15 protein-coding genes are annotated in these 19,476 nt (G+C 68.4%); 6 read left to right on the plus strand and 9 right to left on the minus strand.

Translation table 11 applies throughout. The features are described from left to right. Window positions 1-179 precede the first annotated feature (179 nt). From AC1MLT_RS19915 to AC1MLT_RS19935, 5 genes are all read left to right on the plus strand, one after another. Window positions 180-1,868, plus strand: a complete 1,689-nt coding sequence (locus AC1MLT_RS19915) for a ShlB/FhaC/HecB family hemolysin secretion/activation protein (RefSeq protein WP_481035956.1) — start codon at window positions 180-182, stop codon at window positions 1,866-1,868. Window positions 1,869-1,889: 21 nt separating this feature from the next. Further along, a complete protein-coding gene (locus tag AC1MLT_RS19920; protein ID WP_481035957.1) occupies window positions 1,890-4,577 on the plus strand; it encodes a two-partner secretion domain-containing protein in 2,688 nt (895 codons plus the stop codon). A 32-nt stretch (window positions 4,578-4,609) separates the two neighbouring features. Beyond that, window positions 4,610-5,704, plus strand: coding sequence for a hypothetical protein (locus AC1MLT_RS19925; RefSeq protein WP_481035958.1), 1,095 nt, complete (start codon window positions 4,610-4,612; stop codon window positions 5,702-5,704). 145 nt (window positions 5,705-5,849) lie between these two features. Next, the gene (locus AC1MLT_RS19930) at window positions 5,850-6,893 is read left to right on the plus strand and encodes a type IV pilus twitching motility protein PilT (protein WP_296313812.1); all 1,044 of its coding nucleotides are present in this window, start codon (window positions 5,850-5,852) and stop codon (window positions 6,891-6,893) included. A gap of 373 nt (window positions 6,894-7,266) precedes the next feature. Beyond that, the gene (locus tag AC1MLT_RS19935; RefSeq protein WP_481035959.1) at window positions 7,267-7,497 is read left to right on the plus strand and encodes a hypothetical protein; all 231 of its coding nucleotides are present in this window, start codon (window positions 7,267-7,269) and stop codon (window positions 7,495-7,497) included. Here AC1MLT_RS19935 and AC1MLT_RS19940 read toward each other — a convergent pair. From AC1MLT_RS19940 to AC1MLT_RS19980, 9 genes are all read right to left on the minus strand, one after another. Next, window positions 7,464-7,961, minus strand: a complete 498-nt coding sequence (locus AC1MLT_RS19940) for an Lrp/AsnC ligand binding domain-containing protein (protein WP_296313809.1) — start codon at window positions 7,959-7,961, stop codon at window positions 7,464-7,466. The genes AC1MLT_RS19935 and AC1MLT_RS19940 overlap by 34 nt on opposite strands. Window positions 7,962-8,377: 416 nt before the next feature. Beyond that, window positions 8,378-8,722 (minus strand): hypothetical protein, encoded by a 345-nt coding sequence (locus tag AC1MLT_RS19945; protein ID WP_481035960.1) that lies wholly within the window; start codon window positions 8,720-8,722, stop codon window positions 8,378-8,380. Window positions 8,723-8,759: 37 nt separating this feature from the next. After that, the gene (locus AC1MLT_RS19950; protein ID WP_481035961.1) at window positions 8,760-9,935 is read right to left on the minus strand and encodes a TolC family protein; all 1,176 of its coding nucleotides are present in this window, start codon (window positions 9,933-9,935) and stop codon (window positions 8,760-8,762) included. A 457-nt stretch (window positions 9,936-10,392) separates the two neighbouring features. Beyond that, window positions 10,393-13,491 carry an efflux RND transporter permease subunit gene (locus tag AC1MLT_RS19955; protein WP_481035963.1) on the minus strand — a complete coding sequence of 1,033 codons (3,099 nt, stop codon included), beginning with the start codon at window positions 13,489-13,491 and terminating at the stop codon, window positions 10,393-10,395. 14 nt (window positions 13,492-13,505) lie between these two features. Beyond that, window positions 13,506-14,633: an efflux RND transporter periplasmic adaptor subunit gene (locus AC1MLT_RS19960; protein WP_481035964.1), complete on the minus strand. Its 1,128-nt coding sequence runs from the start codon at window positions 14,631-14,633 to the stop codon at window positions 13,506-13,508. 103 nt (window positions 14,634-14,736) lie between these two features. Beyond that, entirely contained in the window at window positions 14,737-16,104 is a 1,368-nt protein-coding gene (locus tag AC1MLT_RS19965) for a sensor histidine kinase (protein WP_481035965.1), read from the minus strand. Further along, entirely contained in the window at window positions 16,104-16,802 is a 699-nt protein-coding gene (locus AC1MLT_RS19970) for a response regulator transcription factor (protein ID WP_481035967.1), read from the minus strand. The genes AC1MLT_RS19965 and AC1MLT_RS19970 overlap by 1 nt, the downstream gene beginning before the upstream one ends. A gap of 53 nt (window positions 16,803-16,855) precedes the next feature. Further along, window positions 16,856-17,125, minus strand: a complete 270-nt coding sequence (locus AC1MLT_RS19975; RefSeq protein WP_481035968.1) for a hypothetical protein — start codon at window positions 17,123-17,125, stop codon at window positions 16,856-16,858. A 154-nt stretch (window positions 17,126-17,279) separates the two neighbouring features. Beyond that, complete coding sequence (locus AC1MLT_RS19980; RefSeq protein ID WP_481035970.1) at window positions 17,280-17,669, minus strand: RidA family protein; 390 nt, start codon at window positions 17,667-17,669, stop codon at window positions 17,280-17,282. 231 nt (window positions 17,670-17,900) lie between these two features. Between AC1MLT_RS19980 and AC1MLT_RS19985 the strand changes: the two genes are divergently transcribed. Then, window positions 17,901-19,466 (plus strand): ABC transporter substrate-binding protein, encoded by a 1,566-nt coding sequence (locus AC1MLT_RS19985; RefSeq protein ID WP_481035971.1) that lies wholly within the window; start codon window positions 17,901-17,903, stop codon window positions 19,464-19,466. The last annotated feature ends 10 nt before the right edge of the window (window positions 19,467-19,476 follow it).

The following is a 19,476-nucleotide window of genomic DNA, read 5'->3' on the forward strand; positions in this document are numbered from 1 at the left end:
AACCCCGCTCCCGTCGCATTTCCATCCAAAGGCGCTCAATAAAATGCGACGTGTCCCATGGAAGTACAGGCGAGGAAGTGATCGATCCATTGATTCGTGCCCGGCACGTCGTTTTCAATAGAAAAAAATCAAGAAGAAATCTCCATTCATCATTCTGGAATTACGGTCCCCTCTATTGTTTGTTGAGCGGTTTTTCGCTGCTGCCGGCCGCCGTCCATGCGCAGGCCGCCACGGTGCCACGACCCCTGATCGAGGAAAGACGTCAGCAGGACCGTGAACGCGCACTGCGCCAGCAACAGGAGCCGAGCATCGATGTCCGTGGGTCCTCCGCCACCGAGAAAGGCCCTGCGCGCCTGCCGCACGATGAAACGCCCTGTTTCGTGATCGACCGCCTGCTGTTGCAAGGTGAGTCTTCAGCGCGTTTCGACTGGATCCTGTCACACGCCGCGGGTGTCGACCACGACGACTCGCCCATCGGCCGCTGCCTGGGAACGACGGGCATCGGCACTCTCGTGGCACGCCTGCAGGCGGCGCTGGTCGAGGGGGGCTATCCGACCACGCGCGTGCTGGCCGGGCCTCAAGCGCTGAGCACCGGCACCCTGACCCTGACATTGCTGCCCGGCCGCATCAAGGCGGTGCGTCCGGACGACGGTGCGACCGCCTCGACGTGGTTGCGCAACGCCATTCCCGTGACGCCCGGCGACCTGCTGGAACTGCGCGCCATCGAACAGGGCCTCGAGAACCTCAAACGTCTGCCCACGGCGGATGCCGACATCCAGATCGCTCCCTCCATCGGCGCCGATGCGGGTCCCGGCGACAGCGACCTGGTGGTCAGGTACAGGCGCGGACTCCCATTGCGCGCGACGCTGAGCCTGGACGACAGCGGCACCCGGGCCACCGGCAGGACCCAGACCGGGGCCACGGTGGCGTGGGATGGTCCGCTCGGTCTCAATGACCTGGCCTACGTCAGCCTCAATCACGATGCGTTCAATCACGACGATCGCGGCACAGGCGGTCACACGCTCCACTACTCGATCCCGTTCGGCTACGGGCTCCTGGGCGTCACGGCGAGTCGCAGCCGCTATCACCAGACGGTCGCCGGCGGTGACGTCGACTATGTCTATGCCGGTTCGAGCAGCAACGCCGAGGTGCGATGGTCGCAACTGCTCCACCGCGACCGCAGCCGCAAGACGACCGCCGCGCTGCGCGCCTTCCGTCGCGCTTCGGTCAGCGAGATCACCGACGTCACGACGTTGAATGCGCAGAGCCGGGTCGTCGGGGGTTGGGAAGCCAGCCTGAACCAGCGTGAATTCCTGGGCGACGCGACGCTGGACGGCACGTTGGCCTATCGGCGCGGCACCGGGGCCTTCGGCGGCGCCGCCGCATCGGAGGAGGCCTTCGGCGAGGGCACTTCGCGTTTCCGGCTCTGGACCGCCGAGGCGACGCTCAACCTGCCGTTGCGCTGGGCCGGCCAGAAGCTGCGCTACACGGCGCTCTGGCGGGCGCAATGGAACCGCACGCCGCTCCTGCCCCAGGACCAGTTCGCCATCGGCGGACGCTACACGGTACGCGGCTTCGACGGCGAGACCAGCCTGCTGGGCGATCGCGGGGGACTGGTGCGCAACGACATGGGCCTCGCGCTGGGAGAGAGCGGCGCCGAACTCTATGTCGGCATCGACTACGGGCAGGTCAGCGGCGTGGCGGCCGAACACCTCCTGGGCCATCACCTGGTGGGCGGGGCGGTGGGCCTGCGCGGCGTGATCCGAGGCCTGAACTACGACTTCTTCGTCGGCGCTCCGATCCGGCGGCCCGAGGGCTACCGCACCGCCAGGACGACGGTCGGCCTCAACTTGAACTACAGCTTCTGAGCGCCCAGGGAGGGCCACCCCATGAACAGGAATTTCCATCGGATCATCTTCAATGCCGCGCGCGGCCTGCGCATGGTGGTGCAGGAGACGGCGCTGAGCACCGGCCGTGGCACGAGCCGGGCCACGGCCGGCAGGGGCGTCGCGCTCCGCCTCGCGGCGGTCGTGGCCATGCTGGCCAGCGCGCCGCTGCAGGCGCAGATCGCCGGCGACCGCAACGCGCCCGGCGCGCAGCGTCCGGTGGTGCTGACGGCGCCCAACGGCGTGCCGCTGGTCAACATCCAGGCGCCCTCGGCCGTCGGCGTGTCGCACAACGTCTACCGGCAGTTCGACGTCGGCGCGAATGGCGCCATCCTCAACAACAGCCGGACCAACGTCCAGACCCAGCTCGGCGGCTTCGTCGCGGGCAACCCGATGCTCGCGCATGGCGCCGCCCGCGTCATCGTCAACGAGGTGCGCAGCACCGATCCCTCGCTGCTGCGCGGCTTCATCGAGGTGGCCGGCCAGCGGGCCGATGTCATCGTCGCCAACCCGGCGGGCATCTCCGTCGACGGCGGCGGCTTCATCAACGTGCATCGCGCCACCCTGACCACCGGCGTGCCCCAGTTCGGCATCGCCGGCAACCTGGAGGCCTATGTCGTGCGCGGCGGCCGCATCGCCGTCGCGGGCGCGGGGCTGGATGCCGGCGGGACCGATTCGCTGGCGATCCTGACGCGCGCCTTCGAGCTCAGCGGCGCCCTGCACGCCGGCGACCTCAAGGTCGTCACCGGTGCCAACCGGATCGACGCCGACCTGGCGGGCATCGTGCCGATCACGGGCCAAGCCGGCGCGCCGGCCTATGCCATCGATGTCGCCCGCCTGGGCGGCATGTACGCCGGGCACATCGCCCTGGTGGTGAACGAGGCGGGTGTCGGCGCCCGCAATGCCGGCACGATCCAGACCGCCACGGGGCCCTACACCGTCGCCGGTGGCGGGCAGCTCTCGCTGTCGGCCAGCGGCCGGCTGGAGAACAGCGGCTTCATCCAGGCCGCGTCCGATGCCGCGATCGACGCGGCGGGTGTTGCCAATGGTGGCGTCGTGCAGAGCGCCGCTGGCCTGCGGATCACCACGCGCGACGACCTGGCCAACCATCTCGCGACGACTGCGGGCACGCTGGAAGGCGCGCGCCTCGAGCTGACCAGCACGGCTGGCGACCTCGACAACCGTGGCGGCATCCTGCGGCAGACCGGCGGCGGCGCACTGGCGATCGACGCCCCGCATCTGAGCAATGCACAGGGCGGCGTCATCGGCGTGCCGCCCGCGCCAGCCCCAGTCCCGTCGCCGGCCCCGGCCGCCACGGGCGCACCGACCGGCGCGCCGGCGCCCACGTCGCCGCCCACCGGGAGCGGCACCGCCACTGGCAGCGGTGCCGGTGCCGCTTCAGGTGGCGCAGGGGGCGCCGCGAGCCCGGCGGTGCCGGCCCCGGCCCCGCCTGCTCCCGGCCGGATCGCCGCGGCCGCGGGCCGCATCCTCAACGACGGCGGCACGATCCACGCGGGTGGCGACATCACCTTGCGGACGACGGATCTCGACAACGCCGGCGGCACCCTGCGCCTCGCCGACCTGAGCGTCAGTGGCGCCGGCTTCAGCAATGCCGGCGGCACCCTGGATGTCGGTCGTGCGTTCACGGCCCGTGTCGCCACCCTCGACAACGCCGGTGGCACGCTGCGCGCGGGCGCGCTGGACATCGAGACCACGGCCGACCTGGACAACCATGGCGGCACGCTGGCGAGCGGTGGCGCGGCGCATCTGCGCGTCGGCGGCGGGCTCGACAACGCGCATGGAACGATCTCCGCGATCGATGCACTGGACGCCACCGTCGCCGGCGCGCTCGACGACACCGCAGGTCAGCTGGTGGCCAACGCCGCGTTGACGGTCAGCGCCGCCACGCTGGACAACACCCGGGGCACGTTGCAGTCGGCGGGCGACGCGGCGAAGGTCGACGTCGTCGGCCACGTGCGCGACGACCAGGGCCGCATCGGCGCCGCGACCGATCTCGACCTGCGCGCGGGCAGCCTGGCGAACACCGGCGCGATCCGGGCCGAACGCGATGGCCGCATCACGGTCGCGACGCGCCTCGACAACGGATCGGAGGCCGGCGCCGGTGGCAATCCGACCTCCGCCTCCGGCACGATCACGTCGGGTCGCCACACGGCGATCACGGCGGGCGTGCTCGCCAGCGATGCCTCCGGTGCGCTGGGTGCCGGCATCGGCGGCGATGGCAAACCGGGCGCGACCGGTGATCTGTCGGTCAGCACCACGGGACGGTTGGCGGCCGGCGGCACGATGCTCGCCGCCGGCCGGCTGGCGCTGCGGGGCGCCGACGTCGACCTGGGTGGCGCCCAGGTGCGTGGCGCCGAGGTGGCCCTGACCGCCGCCACCGGCGACGTCGTCACCCGCCATGCCCGTGTCGCCGCGTCCGGCAGCCTTTCAGTCGCGGCCACGGGCACCGATGCCGCGACCCTGGTCAATTCCGAGGGCTCCCTGGACGCGGGCCGGCTGGACCTCCATGTCGCGAACCTGCGCAACACCGCCGGTGGCCGGCTCGTGCAGACCGGCGCCGATGCGCTCGACATCGCCATCGCCGGCACGCTGGACAACGCGGGTGGCGTCATCGCCAGCAATGGCGCGGAGCTCGCGCTGTCGGCGGTACAGCCAATGACGGCGTCTTGAATGGCATGGAGGAACCGCTTGCTGGCCGTTCGATGCGTCTGACGGACTGCGCAGTCGGCGTGCTGGATTCGACTTCGACGGACAGCTCGGGCGGTTATGTGCTCAATGTCCCCACGACCGTCGTCCTTGGAACTGGCCTGTGCGTCGATGAGGATAGGAAGCAGACCGAGACATCCACAGGCGCGTCGGTCGGGGCGGTTGGCTTGCCTTCCGGCGTTGCGACGACGACAGCCGGCTCGACTTATCGATACACCCGAGGTGACGGGACCGCGACTTCAAATCGCATCAGTTTTGTGTTCAATGGAACGAATCACATCGACCTGAACTTCGGAGAAGTGAAAGATTCGACGTTTGCCGCAAGTCTGGCGCTCAGCGGTTTGCCTTTGAGCACATTGAGCTATCCACATGTCTTCACTGCAGGAACGAAAGGCACGGTCGTCTTTTCGATCACCTCGTCTGCCGCAACGCCCGCAATGACCGGATGGAGCGAAAAGATCTTTTTCGATGCCTTATGCGAAGGGCGGGTCCTGCCCGGCGCGCAGCAGCTCTACCCAGGCGCGGCCGGAACGTCGTTGACCGTCACGGCGGGAGACAAGATCTGTATCGTTGTTCAACAGTTCATTCCATCGAACGCATCGATCGGCAGCAAGAACCTGATCGTGGTCGAAGCACGATTCGACTATGCCGGGGCCAATCCGACACTGACATCGAGCTATATGTTGAACGACAACAGCTCCGTTGGCGATGCAGCCTTGGAGTTGGTCAAGGAGGTTCGAAATGTGACGCAGAGCAGTGTGAAATTCGAACATACCAACCAGGCGAAGTCAGGTGACGTCCTCGAATATCGTCTCAGCTACGCAAACAACGCAGCGGTGCCTATCCGGAACCTGGTGATCAACGACAGCGTGCCGAGTTACAGCGCTTTCATTTCCGCTGCGCAGGATGTGACGCCGAGCACGCTGACCGGCTGCATGAAATCCACGCCTGCCAACCCATTACCCGCTGCCGAAGTCGACTGTGCCGTAACGCAGACGGTCGGTGGCAAAGGTCCTCTCCAGTGGCGTTTCGTCGGCGCACTCAATCCAGCCGATCGCGGATCCGTTCTTTTCCGAGTGAAGGTCGATTAGAGCTCGAGGGTCTCAGGTTGCAGCGACCGACATCACAGCATGTCGAGTCGCTGCCACGTGCCAATGCAATGCTGGATTCACCGTTCGGTTTAGACGCCGCAGAGCGTGCCTTCGGCGATGGATAGGAAAACAGGGAGTCGAGGAAATGAACATCACGGAACTGCTGGTCTTCAGCGTCAAGAACGGTGCGTCCGATCTCCATCTGTCGGCGGGACTTCCACCGATGGTCCGGGTGCATGGCGACATACGGCGCATCAGTGTCGACGTGGTCGATCACAAACAGGTGCATGCGATGGTGTATGACGTGATGAATGACATGCAGCGCAAGCACTATGAAGAATTCCTGGAGGTGGACTTTTCATTCGAAATCGATGGGCTTTCTCGATTCCGCGTCAATGCATACAACCAGAATCGCGGTGCCGCCGCTGTATTTCGAACCATTCCGTCCAAGATCCTGACGCTTGAAGAGCTGAGCGCTCCCAAGATATTCGGTGATCTGGCACTGAAGCCTCGCGGTCTGGTGCTCGTCACCGGTCCTACGGGGTCGGGCAAATCGACCACGCTGGCCGCGATGATCAATTACCTCAATGAAACCGCGTCCGGTCACATCCTGACGGTCGAGGACCCGATCGAATTCGTGCACGAGTCCAAGAAGTGTTTGGTCAATCAACGAGAAGTGGGAGTGATGACGCATTCCTTCGCCAATGCGTTGAGGTCGGCATTGCGCGAGGATCCGGACGCCATCCTGGTGGGAGAGATGCGTGATCTCGAGACCATTCGTCTTGCCATGACGGCGGCCGAAACTGGCCATCTGGTGTTCGGAACGGTCCACACTTCCTCAGCCGCCAAGACGATCGATCGGATCATCGACGTGTTTCCCGGTGAGGAGAAAGAGATGATTCGCGCCATGCTTTCCGAATCGCTGCAGGCCGTCATCTCCCAGACGCTGTGCAAACTGAAGGGCGGCCAGGGTCGTATCGCCGCACACGAGATCATGCTGGGCACATCCGCGATCCGGAATCTCATCCGCGAAGCGAAGGTGGCACAGATGTACTCGACCATACAGACTGGTCAGGCGCAGGGCATGCAGACACTCGATCAGAATCTGACCGACCTGGTACGGCGCGGTGTCATCACGGGAGCCGAGGCACGAAGCAAGGCGAAGAACCCGGAGAATTTTCCTGGCTGATCGGATCAACCTGGAATGGGACGAGTCGATATGAGCATTGCATCGTGTCGCTGCGGAAGCTCATAAGTTGCCTGCAGTCGCGAATCGATCGACAAGCCGGCTTGCGTCACCGCCATCCGGAATCACGAGGACGCCGATGACTTGCAGAAAGGATCAGGCGGGATATGCTTTCCGAAGCGCATTCTGTCGATCTGGTATCGGTCGATCGCCTCCAAGACGCTGACAGGACGCAATGCAAGGGCAATCCCTTGTTTGCCTTTGCCATTCCGGCGATCGAAGTGCCGATGCCCAGTTGCTGTTCGCGTTCGATGTGGGCACGAGCTGCGGCCTGCCAGGCTCAAGCATTAGTCCACATCGACACGTCATCGACCGCATGACCAGGGTCTTCACGCCGCATCAGCAACGGGCCATGGACGCGATTCTTCCGTCGACTCGATGGCGAATCAACGCTCGTGAAGCCATCGCCATCGCCATCGCCATCGCCATCGCCATCGCCATCGCCATCGCCATCGGACGAGTGCATGGCGATGGTGGAGCGTCGAGGTTCGCGATCGATGGGGTTCTTCGTACTCAGCGGGAGATCGGCTCTCGCAGGTGCAGGTGAGTCGAGTTCTTGATTTCCTCCATCACCGCATATGTCCGGGTCTCGCGCACGCCAGGCAGCTGCCAGAGGACGTCGCCGGCGAACCGGCGATAGGCATTCATGTCGGCGCTGCGGGTCTTGAGCAGGTAGTCGAATCCGCCGGCCACCATGTGGCATTCCATGATCTCCGGCCTGAGTTGCACGGCGACCTTGAACTGTTCGAAGACATTCGGCGTGGTGCGATCCAGAAGCACCTCGACGAAGACCAGCATTCCCGCGTCCAGCTTGACCGGATCGAGACGAGCTTCATAGCCGAGGATGAAGCCTTCGCGCGTCAATCGCTGGACCCGTGCCAGTGTCGCCGTAGGCGACAGGCTGACCGCCTCGGCCAGCTTGAGGTTGGCCAAGCGTCCATCGGCCTGAAGCAGCGCGAGGATGCGCAGGTCGACACGGTCGAGTGGATGCGTGGGGTCTTCGGAGCTCATGGGAGGTAAGAGTTTGGCGAGACGGGACGTGGCCGGAGTCACGGCTCGAACACTGGATGCTGTGTGAACATTCTGCCTCTGCCTCTGCCTCTGCCTCTGCCTCTGCCTCTGCCTCTGCCTCTGCCTCTGCCTCTGCCTCTGCCTCTGCCTCTGCCTCTGCCTCTGCCTCTGCCTCTGCCTCTGCCGGTGCCGGTGCCGGTCCATGGGCGTGGGCTTGGGCTTGGGCTTGGCTTTGGCGTATGTCGTCGGATCTATCTGCGCCAGCGCCCGTTCTTTCTTAATAGATGTGGCAACAGCGACACCAACACTAAAACCAGCGGCTGCGGCTTCGGCAGCGGAAACAGCAACGGCAACGGCAACGGAAACAGCAACGGCACCAGTAAACGCACCCGCACCCGCACCAGCAACGGCAGCAGCTACGGCAACGGCAACGGCAACAGCAACAGCCTTATGACGACGGCGACCGTGACGGCCATAGATATAGCGACAAGCGAAGTTTCAACGACGATCGCAAGAACGGCCACGGGCACGTTCGCAGCGCCGATTACAGCCACAGCGACGATTACACCCACCACGACGGTCACGGCTGGGGCGATGATCACAACCCCAGCAAGGATCAGAGGCACAGCGAGGGCCGCAACCGCAACCGCAACCGCAACCGCAAACGCAAACGCAAACGCAAACGCAAACGCAAACGCAACGACGACGACGACGACGACGACGGCCGCAGCCGCATAGCCACGCCGCAGCCGCAGCCGCAACCGCAACCGCAACCGCAACCGCAACGCACGTTGCCACTCAGTCGACCGCGATCCCCAGCTCTCCCGATGCGGCACGCACGGCGACCTCGGCCTTCAACACGGACTCGACCAGTTCGACATGCGCGATGCGCTTCTCCGCGCCGGCCAGCAGCGCATCGATCAGCTCCAGGATGCTGCCGCGTCCGAGCTGGTAGGCGTCGCGCGCCATCCGTTCGAGTGCCGGCAGGGCGGCCAGGCTGTCGGCCTCGAAGCGTTCGGTCAGTCGGTGCAGGCGCTGGAACTGGTCGACCGAGCGGCCGAGTTCGGCCTCGGCCGCCAGGATCACCGCACGACGCCGCTGGCGGCTTTCGTCCGCCATCGCGCGCGCCCGAGCAATCGGGCCCTCGCGCCGGTCGAACAACGGAATCTCCACCGACACGCCGACCAGCGCATGACGCCCTTCGCCGTCGCGCAGGCGGCCGACGCCGATGCGAGGCGTGGGCCAGGCCTCGCGCCGTTCCACCGCCACCAGCGTGCGTGCCAGTTCCTCCGAGGCCAGCGCTGCCCGCACCGCGGGCAGCCGTGTCCGGGCACGATCCCAGCGGACCGCGAAATCGCCATTCCCGACCGCGGGTCGGAGGCTGCCGATGGCGCGTGGCCGCCAGCCCGTGGCTCCCACGGTGGCGGCCAGCTGTGCCGAGGCATCGGCCTCGGCAGTCGCGGCCTGGTCCAGGCGCATGCCCAGGTGCGCCGCCTCGACGCGGATGCGGGCCAGGTCGTAACGACTGCGGGCTCCGGCGGCGACCTGGCCTTCGACGATCACGGCCGCGGCGGCAAGGGCCTCGTTCGCCGCCTGCCAGCGCTGCGTGCGTTCCTGCGCGGCCAGCAGCGTCACGAAGGTCTCGGCGGCGCCACGCAGTGCGTCGGCGGCCAGTGCGTCGACGTTGGCGCGGGCCGAATCGATGCCTCGTTGCGCGCCTTCCATGCGCAGGCCACGCTGGCCGAACACCGGCAGTGCCTGCTCGATGGTCGTCTGCCGGTCACCGGCGCCACGGGCATGGGAAAGCGCCGGATTGGGGAGTGTCGAAGCCGTGCGCAGATCGGCGCGCGCCATGTCGACCAGCGAGCGGTCGGCCTGCAGGGCCGGACTCTCGCGTCGCACCAGCGCCAGGAATTCGGTCAGCGACAGGCCGGGCGGGCGGGCGGCATCGAAGTCGGCGCCGTCCCGATCCATCGAGTCCGTGGATCGGAAGACCTCGACCGCGTCCGATCCATGGGTCGACTCGCGTGGGCCGGCCGATCCATACGCCCCCTTCCCGCCAGCCACCTCGGATGCGCCGCCCATCCGCGGCCTGGCCGCATCGGTTGCCAGTATCTGCATCGAACCCGGTGGCGCGAGCGCCGCGGGCAGCCGGTCCTGCGCGTTCGCAGGTCCCGCTGGGAGTCCGAGCATCCACGCCAGTGCGAGTGCCGAAGCCATTGCGAGCGCCGGCGCCCGGCCGGCCGCACCATCCGACGTCGTCTCCAGCCGCGCGAGCCGCGCCGGTCGATCCAAACGATCGGACCCACCCGACCGCACCGCATTCACCGACCGGGCCACCCTCGTCATCCTCATCGGCCGCTCCCACTCCCACCACTTCCCATCCATCGCGCGCACCCGCTGCGCCGCGCGCCACATCCCGTTCTGCTCCTCATTCATCCCCGGCCTCGCCATTCTTCAAGGTGCGCGGTCCGAACCACGCATAGAGCACCGGCAGCAGCACCAGCGCCACCAACGGCAACACCGCCATGCCGCCCACGATCACCGATGCGAAGGGACGCTGGGTCTCGCTGCCGACGCCGGTCGACAACGCCATCGGCAGCAATCCGAGCAGGGCCAGCAGGGTCACCAGCAGCACCGAGTGCATGCGCTCGGCCGTGCCTTCGATCAACGCCCGCATCAGGGGCATGCCCTCGCGGCGCAGGGCCTCGACCGCGCTGACCACCAGCAGTCCGACCAGCGCGACCTGGCCGAGCAGGGCGATGAAGCCGATCGCCGCGCTGATCGACAGGTCGATGCCGGTGACGTGCAGCGCCGCGATGCCCCCCACCATGGCGAACGGCGCGGTCGCCAGGATCACGCCGGCGCTGCGTGCCTGCCCCAGTGCCGCGAACAGCAGCGCGAAGACCACCGCCAGCGACAGCGGGATGACGACCTGCAGCCGGGCCGCCGCGCGGCGCTGGTTCTCCCACTCGCCGCCCCACACGGCCCGGTAGCCCTCCGGCAGGGTCGCGGCCTGCTCGAAGGCGGCCAGCGCATCGCCGACCACCGAGCCGATGTCGCGTCCCTCGACGTTGAACTTGAGGGCCATGTAGCGGGCGTTGCCTTCGCGGAAGATCGAGGCGTTGCCGATCTTCACGCCGATGCGCGCCAGCGCGTGCAGCGGCACCGCCCGGCCATCGGGGGCCGAGACCGCGATCTCGCGGATGCGTGCCTCGTCCATGCGGTCGACATAGGGCAGGCGCACCCGCACCGGCACGCCGTGCTCGCCCTCCCAGAGCGTGGTCACCACCCGGCCCGCCAGGGCCACCTCGACGGCGGTGTCGGCCACTTCCATGGAGATGCCGTGGCGCGCCAGGGCGGGGCGGTCGAATTCGATGTGCAGCTGCGGCGCCGGGGCGTCGCGGTAGAGGTCGAGGTCGACCACGCCCTCGATCGGGCGCAATGCCGTCTTGGTGCGCTCCAGCAGGCCGCGCATGACGCCGATGTCGGGACCGAACAGCTTGAGCACCACGTGGCCGCGCGCGCCGGACGTCGATTCCTCGACGCTGTCGCGGATCGGTTGCGCGAAGTTGAAGGCGACGCCGGGAATCTCGCCCAGCGAGGCGCGCATGTCCGCCACCAGCGCCGGCTTGGTCAGGCCGGCGCGCCACTGACCCTGGGGCCTCAGCCGCACCAGGGCCTTGGCCATGTTGATGGTCTCGTTGTCGGTGCCCGATTCGGGCCGGCCCTGCTCGGTCGTGACCGAGACCACCTCGGGAAACGTGTTGAGGCGCCGCCGCAGCTCGCGCAGGATCTCCTGGCCCTTCTCCAGCGACACCGAGGGCGCCATCTGCACCAGCACGTAGGCGTCACCCTCGTCGAGCTCGGGCAGGAACTCGGTGCCCAGCCAGGTCGCGGAGACGCCGGCGAGCCCCAGCGCGCCGAGCGCCGCCACCAGCACCGCGCCGCGCGAGCGGGCCCGGCCCAGCAGCTGCTCGAGCCACGCGTGATAGGCGTGGTGCATGCGCCGGAACACCGGCGCCTCGGGTTGCGTCACATGATGGGGACGCAGCAGCAGCGCGCACAGTGCCGGCACCAGCGCCAGGGCGAACACCAGGGCGCCCAGCAGCGCGAAGCTGTAGGTCAGTGCCAGCGGTCGGAAGATCCGGCCCTCCACGCTCTCCAGCGAGAACACCGGGATCAGCGCCGCGATGACGATGGCCATGGCGAACAGCGTCGGCCGCGCCACCGCCACGGCCGAGTCGACGATGATGGCGCGCAGCGCCGCCTGCGTGGCCGGCTGGCGCAGCCGGGCGTTGCGGATGATGTTCTCGGTCAGCACCACGGCGCCGTCGACCATGATGCCGAAATCGATCGCGCCCATCGAGATCAGGTTGGCCGGCATGCCCAGCAGGTACAGGCCGATGAAGGCCACCAGCAGCGACAGCGGGATCACCGTGGCGACGATCAGCGAACCCCGGATGCTGCGCAGGAACAGCCACAGCACCGCCACGATGAGCACGGCGCCGAACAGCAGGTTGTGCTGCACCGTGGCCAGGGTGTGGCCGACGAGCTCGGAACGGTCGTAGGCCGGCTCCATGCGCATGCCCGCCGGCAGCAGTCCGCCATTGAGCTGCGCGACCTGGCGATGCACCTCGTCGAGCACGCGCGAGGGGTTCTCGCCGCGCTTGAGCAGCACGATGCCCTGGACCACGTCGTCGTGGCCGTCCATGCCCACCGAACCCTGGCGCGGGGTGTACGACTGCATGACGCGGGCGACGTCGCCCACGGTCACGGGGTTGTGGCCGCTGGCCTTGAGCACCACCGCCTCGATGTCGTCGCTGGAGGTCAGCAGGCCGATGCCGCGGATGATGAGCGACTGCTCGCCGCGCCGCAGCAGCCCGCCGCCGACGTTCTTGTTGGACTGCGACAGCGCCTGGGTGACGTCGTCCATCGTCAGGCCCAGACCGGCGACCTTGCCGGGATTGACCTCGACATGGAACTCCTTGACGAAGCCGCCGACGCTGATGATGTCGGCCACGCCCTGGATCTGCTTGAGCACGCGGGCGATGTTCCATTCCTGCTCGGTGCGCAGCTGGGCCAGCGTGTGGCGGTCACTGTTGAGCCGGTAGTAGTAGATCTTGCCCAGCGGCGTGTAGTCGGGCGCCATCTCCGGCACCACGTCGTCGGGCAGGTCGGCCTGGGGCAGTCGCTGGGTGACCTCCGAGCGGGCACGGAAGCTGTCGGTGCCATCGGCGAACACCATCGACACCACCGCCAGGCCGAAGTAGCTCTCGGAGCGCAGGGCCTGCAGGCCCGGGGTGCCGTTGAGCACCCGCTCGAGCGGCAGCGTGATCTGCCGCTCGACCTCCTCGGGCGCCAGGCCGGGTGCCTGGGCGATGATGCCGACCTGCACGTTGGTGACGTCCGGGTAGGCCTCGATGGCGGTGTTCAGATAGGCGAACACGCCATAGGCGGCGACCGCCGCGGTGGCGGCGAGCGCCACCAGGCGGCGATAGACGACGAAGGCGATGAGTGAACGCAGCATGCCGGGGCGCGCCATCACAGCAGCTGGCTGGCCGCGCTGTCGAGCAGCAGCCCGCCGCGCACCACGATGCGGTCGCCGACCGCCAGGCCGCCCAGCACCGGGATGAAGCCCCGCATCGGCTGGCCGAGCTGCACGTCGCGCGCGTGGAACACGGTCTCCCCATGCTGCACGTAGACGATCGAGCGGCGTTCGTCCTTGATCAGCACGGCCGACAGCGGGATCACCAGTCCGGTCGGCGCCGCCGCCTCCAGGCCGACCTTGGCCAGCATGCCCGGACGCATCGTCGGCGGCGCGTCGTCGAGCGTGACATACACCGGCGCGCGCCGCGTCTCCTCGTCGAGCGCGGTGCCGATGCGCTGGATGCGGCCACGGATCGGCTGCGCCAGCGAGGAGGTCTCGACGCGCGCCTCGGCGCCCTCGCGCAGGCCGGCCAGGTCGCTCTCGAAGACCTCGGCCACGACCCACACCGCCGCCGGATCGCCGATCAGGAACAACGGCTCGCCGCCACCGTCGACCGCCGCGCCGACGGTCGCCCGGCGCGCCGCGACGACGCCGGCGCGCGGCGCGCGCAGCACGATGCGGTCGCCCGCCCCGCCGCCCAGCAGGCCGACGGTGCCGCGCGCGCGGGCCAGCTCCTGGGTCGCCTCGCGCAGCCGCGCCTCGGCGGCGGCGCGTTCCATCTCGATGCCGATGCCACGCTCGACCATCAGCCGCTGGCGCTGCGCCTCGCCCACGGCCAGGCCGCGCGCGACCTCGGCATTGCCGGCCTCGGCGCGCTGGCGCAGCGCGTCCGGGCTGGCCAGCGTCGCCAGCGGCTGGCCGGCGCTCACGCGGTCGCCGATGTTGGCGTGCACCTGGACGATGCGCCCGGCCGCCGGCGCGCCGACCGCGCCGACCCGGTCGTCGCGGAAGGCGATCCGCGCCGGTGCCCAGACGGTCTGGGTGTCGCGCTGCTCGGCGACGGTCTCGATCTGCAGCATCCGCAGCGAGGCGGCCGGCAGGCGCAGCTCGCCGGGTGCCGACGGGCCCGCCACGGGCACCGGGACGGGTGGCGGCGCGGCGGACCCGCCGCAGGCGGCGAGCAGCATCGCCGCGATGACGGCGAGGAGGGGGGACAGGGCGGAAAAGGGACGGACGGACACGCGGGCGGCTCCTGCGACGAGGGAGCCGCGAATGCTAGGGACGCCCGGCGCCGCCGTGCATTACGGCCGCATTACCGTTTGGCAAGGTGGCGCGCGCCGCGCCTCAGGCGCGCACCGCCGGCAGGCCCAGCGTGACGCGCAGCCCCGGCGCGGCATCCTCGAAGGCCAGGGTGCCGCCATGCAGTCCGGCCACGGCGCCGACGTTCGCCAGCCCGAGTCCGAAGCCCGGCAGCGGTCCGCGATGGGCGCGGAAGAAGCGCGTGCCCAGCCGCGCCAGCCCGGCCGGCGGCACGCCGGGGCCGTCGTCGGCGACTTCCAGGAGGACGCGGTCGTTCACGGACGTCACGCGCACCGTCACCGTCACGCCATCGCCGCCGTACTTCAGCGCGTTCTCGATCAGGTTGGCCAGCGCCCCGGCCAGCAGGTCGCGGTCGCCCGCCACCTCCGCGCCGGGCCCGGCGACCCGCATCAGGCGCGCGCCCTGCTCCTCGGCCACCGGCTCGTAGAACTCGATCATCTCGGCGGCCAGCGCGTCGAGCGCGACCGGACCGAAACGCTGCCGCCGGGTTCCGGACTCGATCTCCGCGATGCTCAGCAGCTTGTCGAACACGCGGCTGAGCTCCTCGATCTCGCGGCCGGCCAGCCGCAATGCCTCGGTCCGGTCGGTCTCCGGCTGCGTCTCGGCCGCGCGCAGGCCCAGCAGGATGCGCGTCAGCGGCGTGCGCAGGTTGTGGGCGATGGTGTTGGAGACATGGCGCACGCCATCCATCAGCTGCTCCAGCCGGTCGAGCATGCCGTTGATCTCGCGGTGCAGCCGTGCGAACTCGTCCTCCTGCGACGAGACCGGGATGCGCCGGCTCAGATCGCCGGCCTCGATGCCGACGATGGTCCGGCGGATCGCGCCGATGCGCTGATCCAGCGCGTGGCGGAAGGCGAAGGCCCCGCCCACGGTCATCAGCAGCGCGATCGCGGCGCCCCAGCCGATGGCGCGCCGGATCAGGCGCTCGATCTCACGCTGGTGCTGCAGGTCGCTGCCCACCACCAGTCGGCTGCCGTCGCTCAGGTCCCAGGCGCGCAGGCGGGCCTCGCCCGGGCGGCCGTCGGCGCGCGTCCAGCGCTGCTCGACCACCTGCCGGGCCGCCGCCGGTGGCACCGGCAGCGCTCCGGCGTTGCCCGCGCGCGGCGCGCCGCGTGGATCCAGCAGCAGGTAGATCTCGGTCTCGGCATCGGTGCCATCGCGCAACATGGTCTCGATGTCGAGCGCCAGCTGGTCGACGCCCTCTCGCTGCGCGGTCGACAGCAGCCGCTGCGCCGTGAGCTGGATGTGCTGGTCGATGCGGTTGACCAGCACGCCCACGGTCTGGACGTGGAACAGGGTCAGGATGACCGCCATGGTCGCCATCACCAGCGCGCCGTAGTTCAGCGCCAGGCGGAAGGCCACCGACCCCCACAGGCGGCGCAATGCCGGCATCAGCGTCCGAGGTCCGGTGGCTCGGCGGCGAGCGCGTAGCCGGCGCCCCGCACCGTGTGGATCAGCGGCGCGGCATGCCCGCGATCGACCTTGTTGCGCAGGCGGCTGATGTGGACGTCGATGACATTGGTCTGCGGGTCGAAGCGCAGGTCCCAGACGGCTTCGAGCAGCATGGTGCGGGTCACGACCTGGCCGGCGTGGGCCATCAGGTAGGCCAGCAGGCGGAACTCGCGCGGCTGCAGCTGCAGGGGCACGCCGGCACGCTCGGCGCTGCGCGACAGCAGGTTCAGGCGCAGATCGGCCAGGGTCAGTTCCGGTGTGACCTCGCCCGGCTGCGCGCGCCGCACCAGGGCCGCGATGCGGGCCGCCAGTTCGGAGAAGCCGAAGGGCTTGGTGAGGTAGTCGTCGCAGCCCGCCTGCAGACCCCGGACGCGCTCATCGATCGCCGAGAGGGCGCTCAGCACCAGGATGGGGGTCTGCTTGCCCAGGCCGCGCAGGGTGGAGACGATCGACAGGCCGTCGACGTCGTCGGGCAGCATGCGGTCCAGCACCACCACGTCCCAGTGCTCGGCCATGGCGCGCGACAGGCCCTCGATGCCGTCGCCGGCCACCGAGACGACATAGCCGAGTTCCCTCAGGCCATCGGCGATGTAGCGGGCATTGCGGGCATCGTCCTCGACGATCAGGCAGCGATGCATCGGCGCGGGTGTTCGATGCCTCGCTTCGGAACCCGCGCGACCGCTGCCGGTGCTCAGTGCCGCTCGGCCAGGGGCGCGGCGAGATCGCGGGTCTGGAACGCGACGTCGAACAGCTTGGCCTTGCCGGCGTAGTAGCGCTCCAGGCGCCACTCCTTGAGGATCGAGATCGCCAGCTGGAACGAATCGATGTCGAGCGCGTAGAGGCTGGACATGTCGAAATCGCTCTCCGACTCCAGGGCCAGCACCAGCCTGGACAAGGTCTTCGCGGTGGGCGTGGCAGGATCCTGCGTGATCAGGCGACGGGCGGATTTGATCGCGTTCATGGGTGTTGATCTCTCTTCAAGGACGTATCGACGGTCGGAAAAACTAACCTCAAAAACCTACAAGAAGCTATCAGACATAAGCTATTTGTAGTATTTTCGACCCAGTATAAACCCGACCTTCCATGAGGGGATCCAGCCGCCAGTCTGGCGTCCCTCAGACCTTCGGCTTGTAGGCGACGACGTCGATCTCGACCTTGGCATCGACCATCAGGCGGGCCTCGGTGGTGGAGCGGGCCGGCTTGCCGGCACCGAAGTAGCCCATGTAGACCCGGTTGAAGGCACCGAAGTCGCGCGCATCCTGCAGCCAGACGGTGGTCTTGCAGACATCGTCGAAGGTCGCATCGGCCAGGGCCAGCACGGCCTTGAGGTTCTCCATCACCTGCCGGGTCTGGACCTCGATGCCGCCGGCGACGATCTCGCCCTCGGCATTCGCCGGCACCTGGCCCGACACATAGATGAAGTCGCCGGCACGCACGGCCGGGGAGAAGGGGCGCACCTGGCGGTCCGAGGCGTTGGGGGGCAATCCGAGGTATTCGAGGGGCATGGCGGGTCCTGGTGATGGAGAAGGGGAAGAGGGAAAAAGGCAGACGGAGGGAGGTGGTACCGCAACGGAGCGGGGTGATCGATGATCGCGGTCTGAGGGCGTTTTTGAAAGTAGTTTTCACGAAAATCCTGAAACCTAGGGTTTACGCGCGAGACTTGGCACGTTACATGCGTGATCTTCGGTCCCAGAGAAAATTAATTTCAGCATTCACTTCCGATGAAAGCCTTCCCGATGAACCGCAATCTCGTTTCCCGCCTGGGTTCCGCGTCCCGGCGCCGACTGTTGGGCAGCGTCGCCCTGGCCGCGGCGGGCCTCGTCGCCCTGCCGGTGGCGGCGCAGGCGCCACGCGGCTTCGCCACGCTGGCGATGGTGGCAGAACCGCAGACGCTCGACCCGATGGCATCGAGCGCCGACCTGGTCGGAACCATCATGCAGCACGTCTTCGAGCCGCTCTACACCTTCGATGCCCAGTGGAACGTGGTGCCGATGCTCGCCGAGTCGATGCCCCGGATCAGCAACGGCGGCAGGACCTACGAGATCGCGCTGCGCAAGGGCGTCATGCTGCACAGCGGCCGCGAGCTCACGGCGGACGACGTCGTCGCCAGCCTGCAGCGCTGGATCGAGCAGTCCTCGCGCGGCAAGGCGGTCGGCAAGGTCGTCGACAGCCTGAAGGCCAAGGGCCCGCTGGCCGTCGAGATCGTGCTGAAGGAGCCCTATGCGCCACTCGCGGCCCAGCTCGCCCTGCCCAGCGGCATGGCCGCGATCATGGCCAAGGAGTCGATCGCCGCGCCGCTGAAGGACTTCGTCGGCACCGGCCCCTATCGCTTCAAGGAGCGCAAGCCCGACCAGTACGTGCTGCTCGGTCGTTTCGACAGGTACAGCGCCCGCAAGGAGCCGGCCAATGGCTATGGCGGCCGGCGCGAGGCCGCCATCGAGGAACTGCGCTTCGTGCCGGTGCCCAACGCCAACACGCGCGTCGAGGGCGCGCTGGCCGGCCAGTACGACTTCGCCGACCTGCTGCCGGTCGAGTCGCTCGGGCGGCTGGAGAAGGCCGGCGGCAAGACGCTGCCGATCATGACGCCGGCCTTCGGTTTTCCCTACCTGGTGCTCAACACCAGGGAAGGCGTGGCCGCGAGCCTGCCGATCCGCCAGGCCATCCAGACCGCGCTGGGCGAGGGCGAGATGCTGGCGGCGGGCTTCGGCGACACGCGCTTCTTCGTCGCCGAGGGCAACCACTTCCCCAAGGGCTCGCCCTTCTACGCCACCGCCGGCACCGACCAGTACAACCAGCGCAACGCCCCCAAGGCCAAGGAGGCCGCGGCCAAGGCCGGCTACAAGGGCGAGCCGATCCGCGTCCTGACCAGCCGCCAGTACGACTTCCACTACAACATGGCGCTGTTGATGGCCGAGCAGCTCAAGCGCGCCGGCTTCAAGGTCGAGCTCAACGTGGTCGACTGGGCGACGCTGGTGCAGCGCCGCAACGACTCGAAGCTGTGGGACATCTACGTGACGCACTCCGGGCAGTTCCCCGAGCCGATGCTGTCGCCGCCGCAACTCGGCGATGGCGCCCCGGGCTGGTGGGACTCGCCGGCCAAGAAGGCCGCGCTGCAGGCCTTCAACGTCGAGACTGATCCGGCCCGGCGCGGCGCGCTGTGGGGCCGCGTCCAGCAGGTGGTCTACGACGAGGTGCCCTATGTCAACGTCGGCAAGTTCAGCGGCCTGTCGGCCCGGAGTCCGGCGCTGGACAACTACCGCCCCGCGACCTGGCCGTTCTTCTGGAACGCGCGCATCAAGTAGGCGCGGACGG

The organism is Variovorax sp. PEI5, assembly GCF_056679935.1.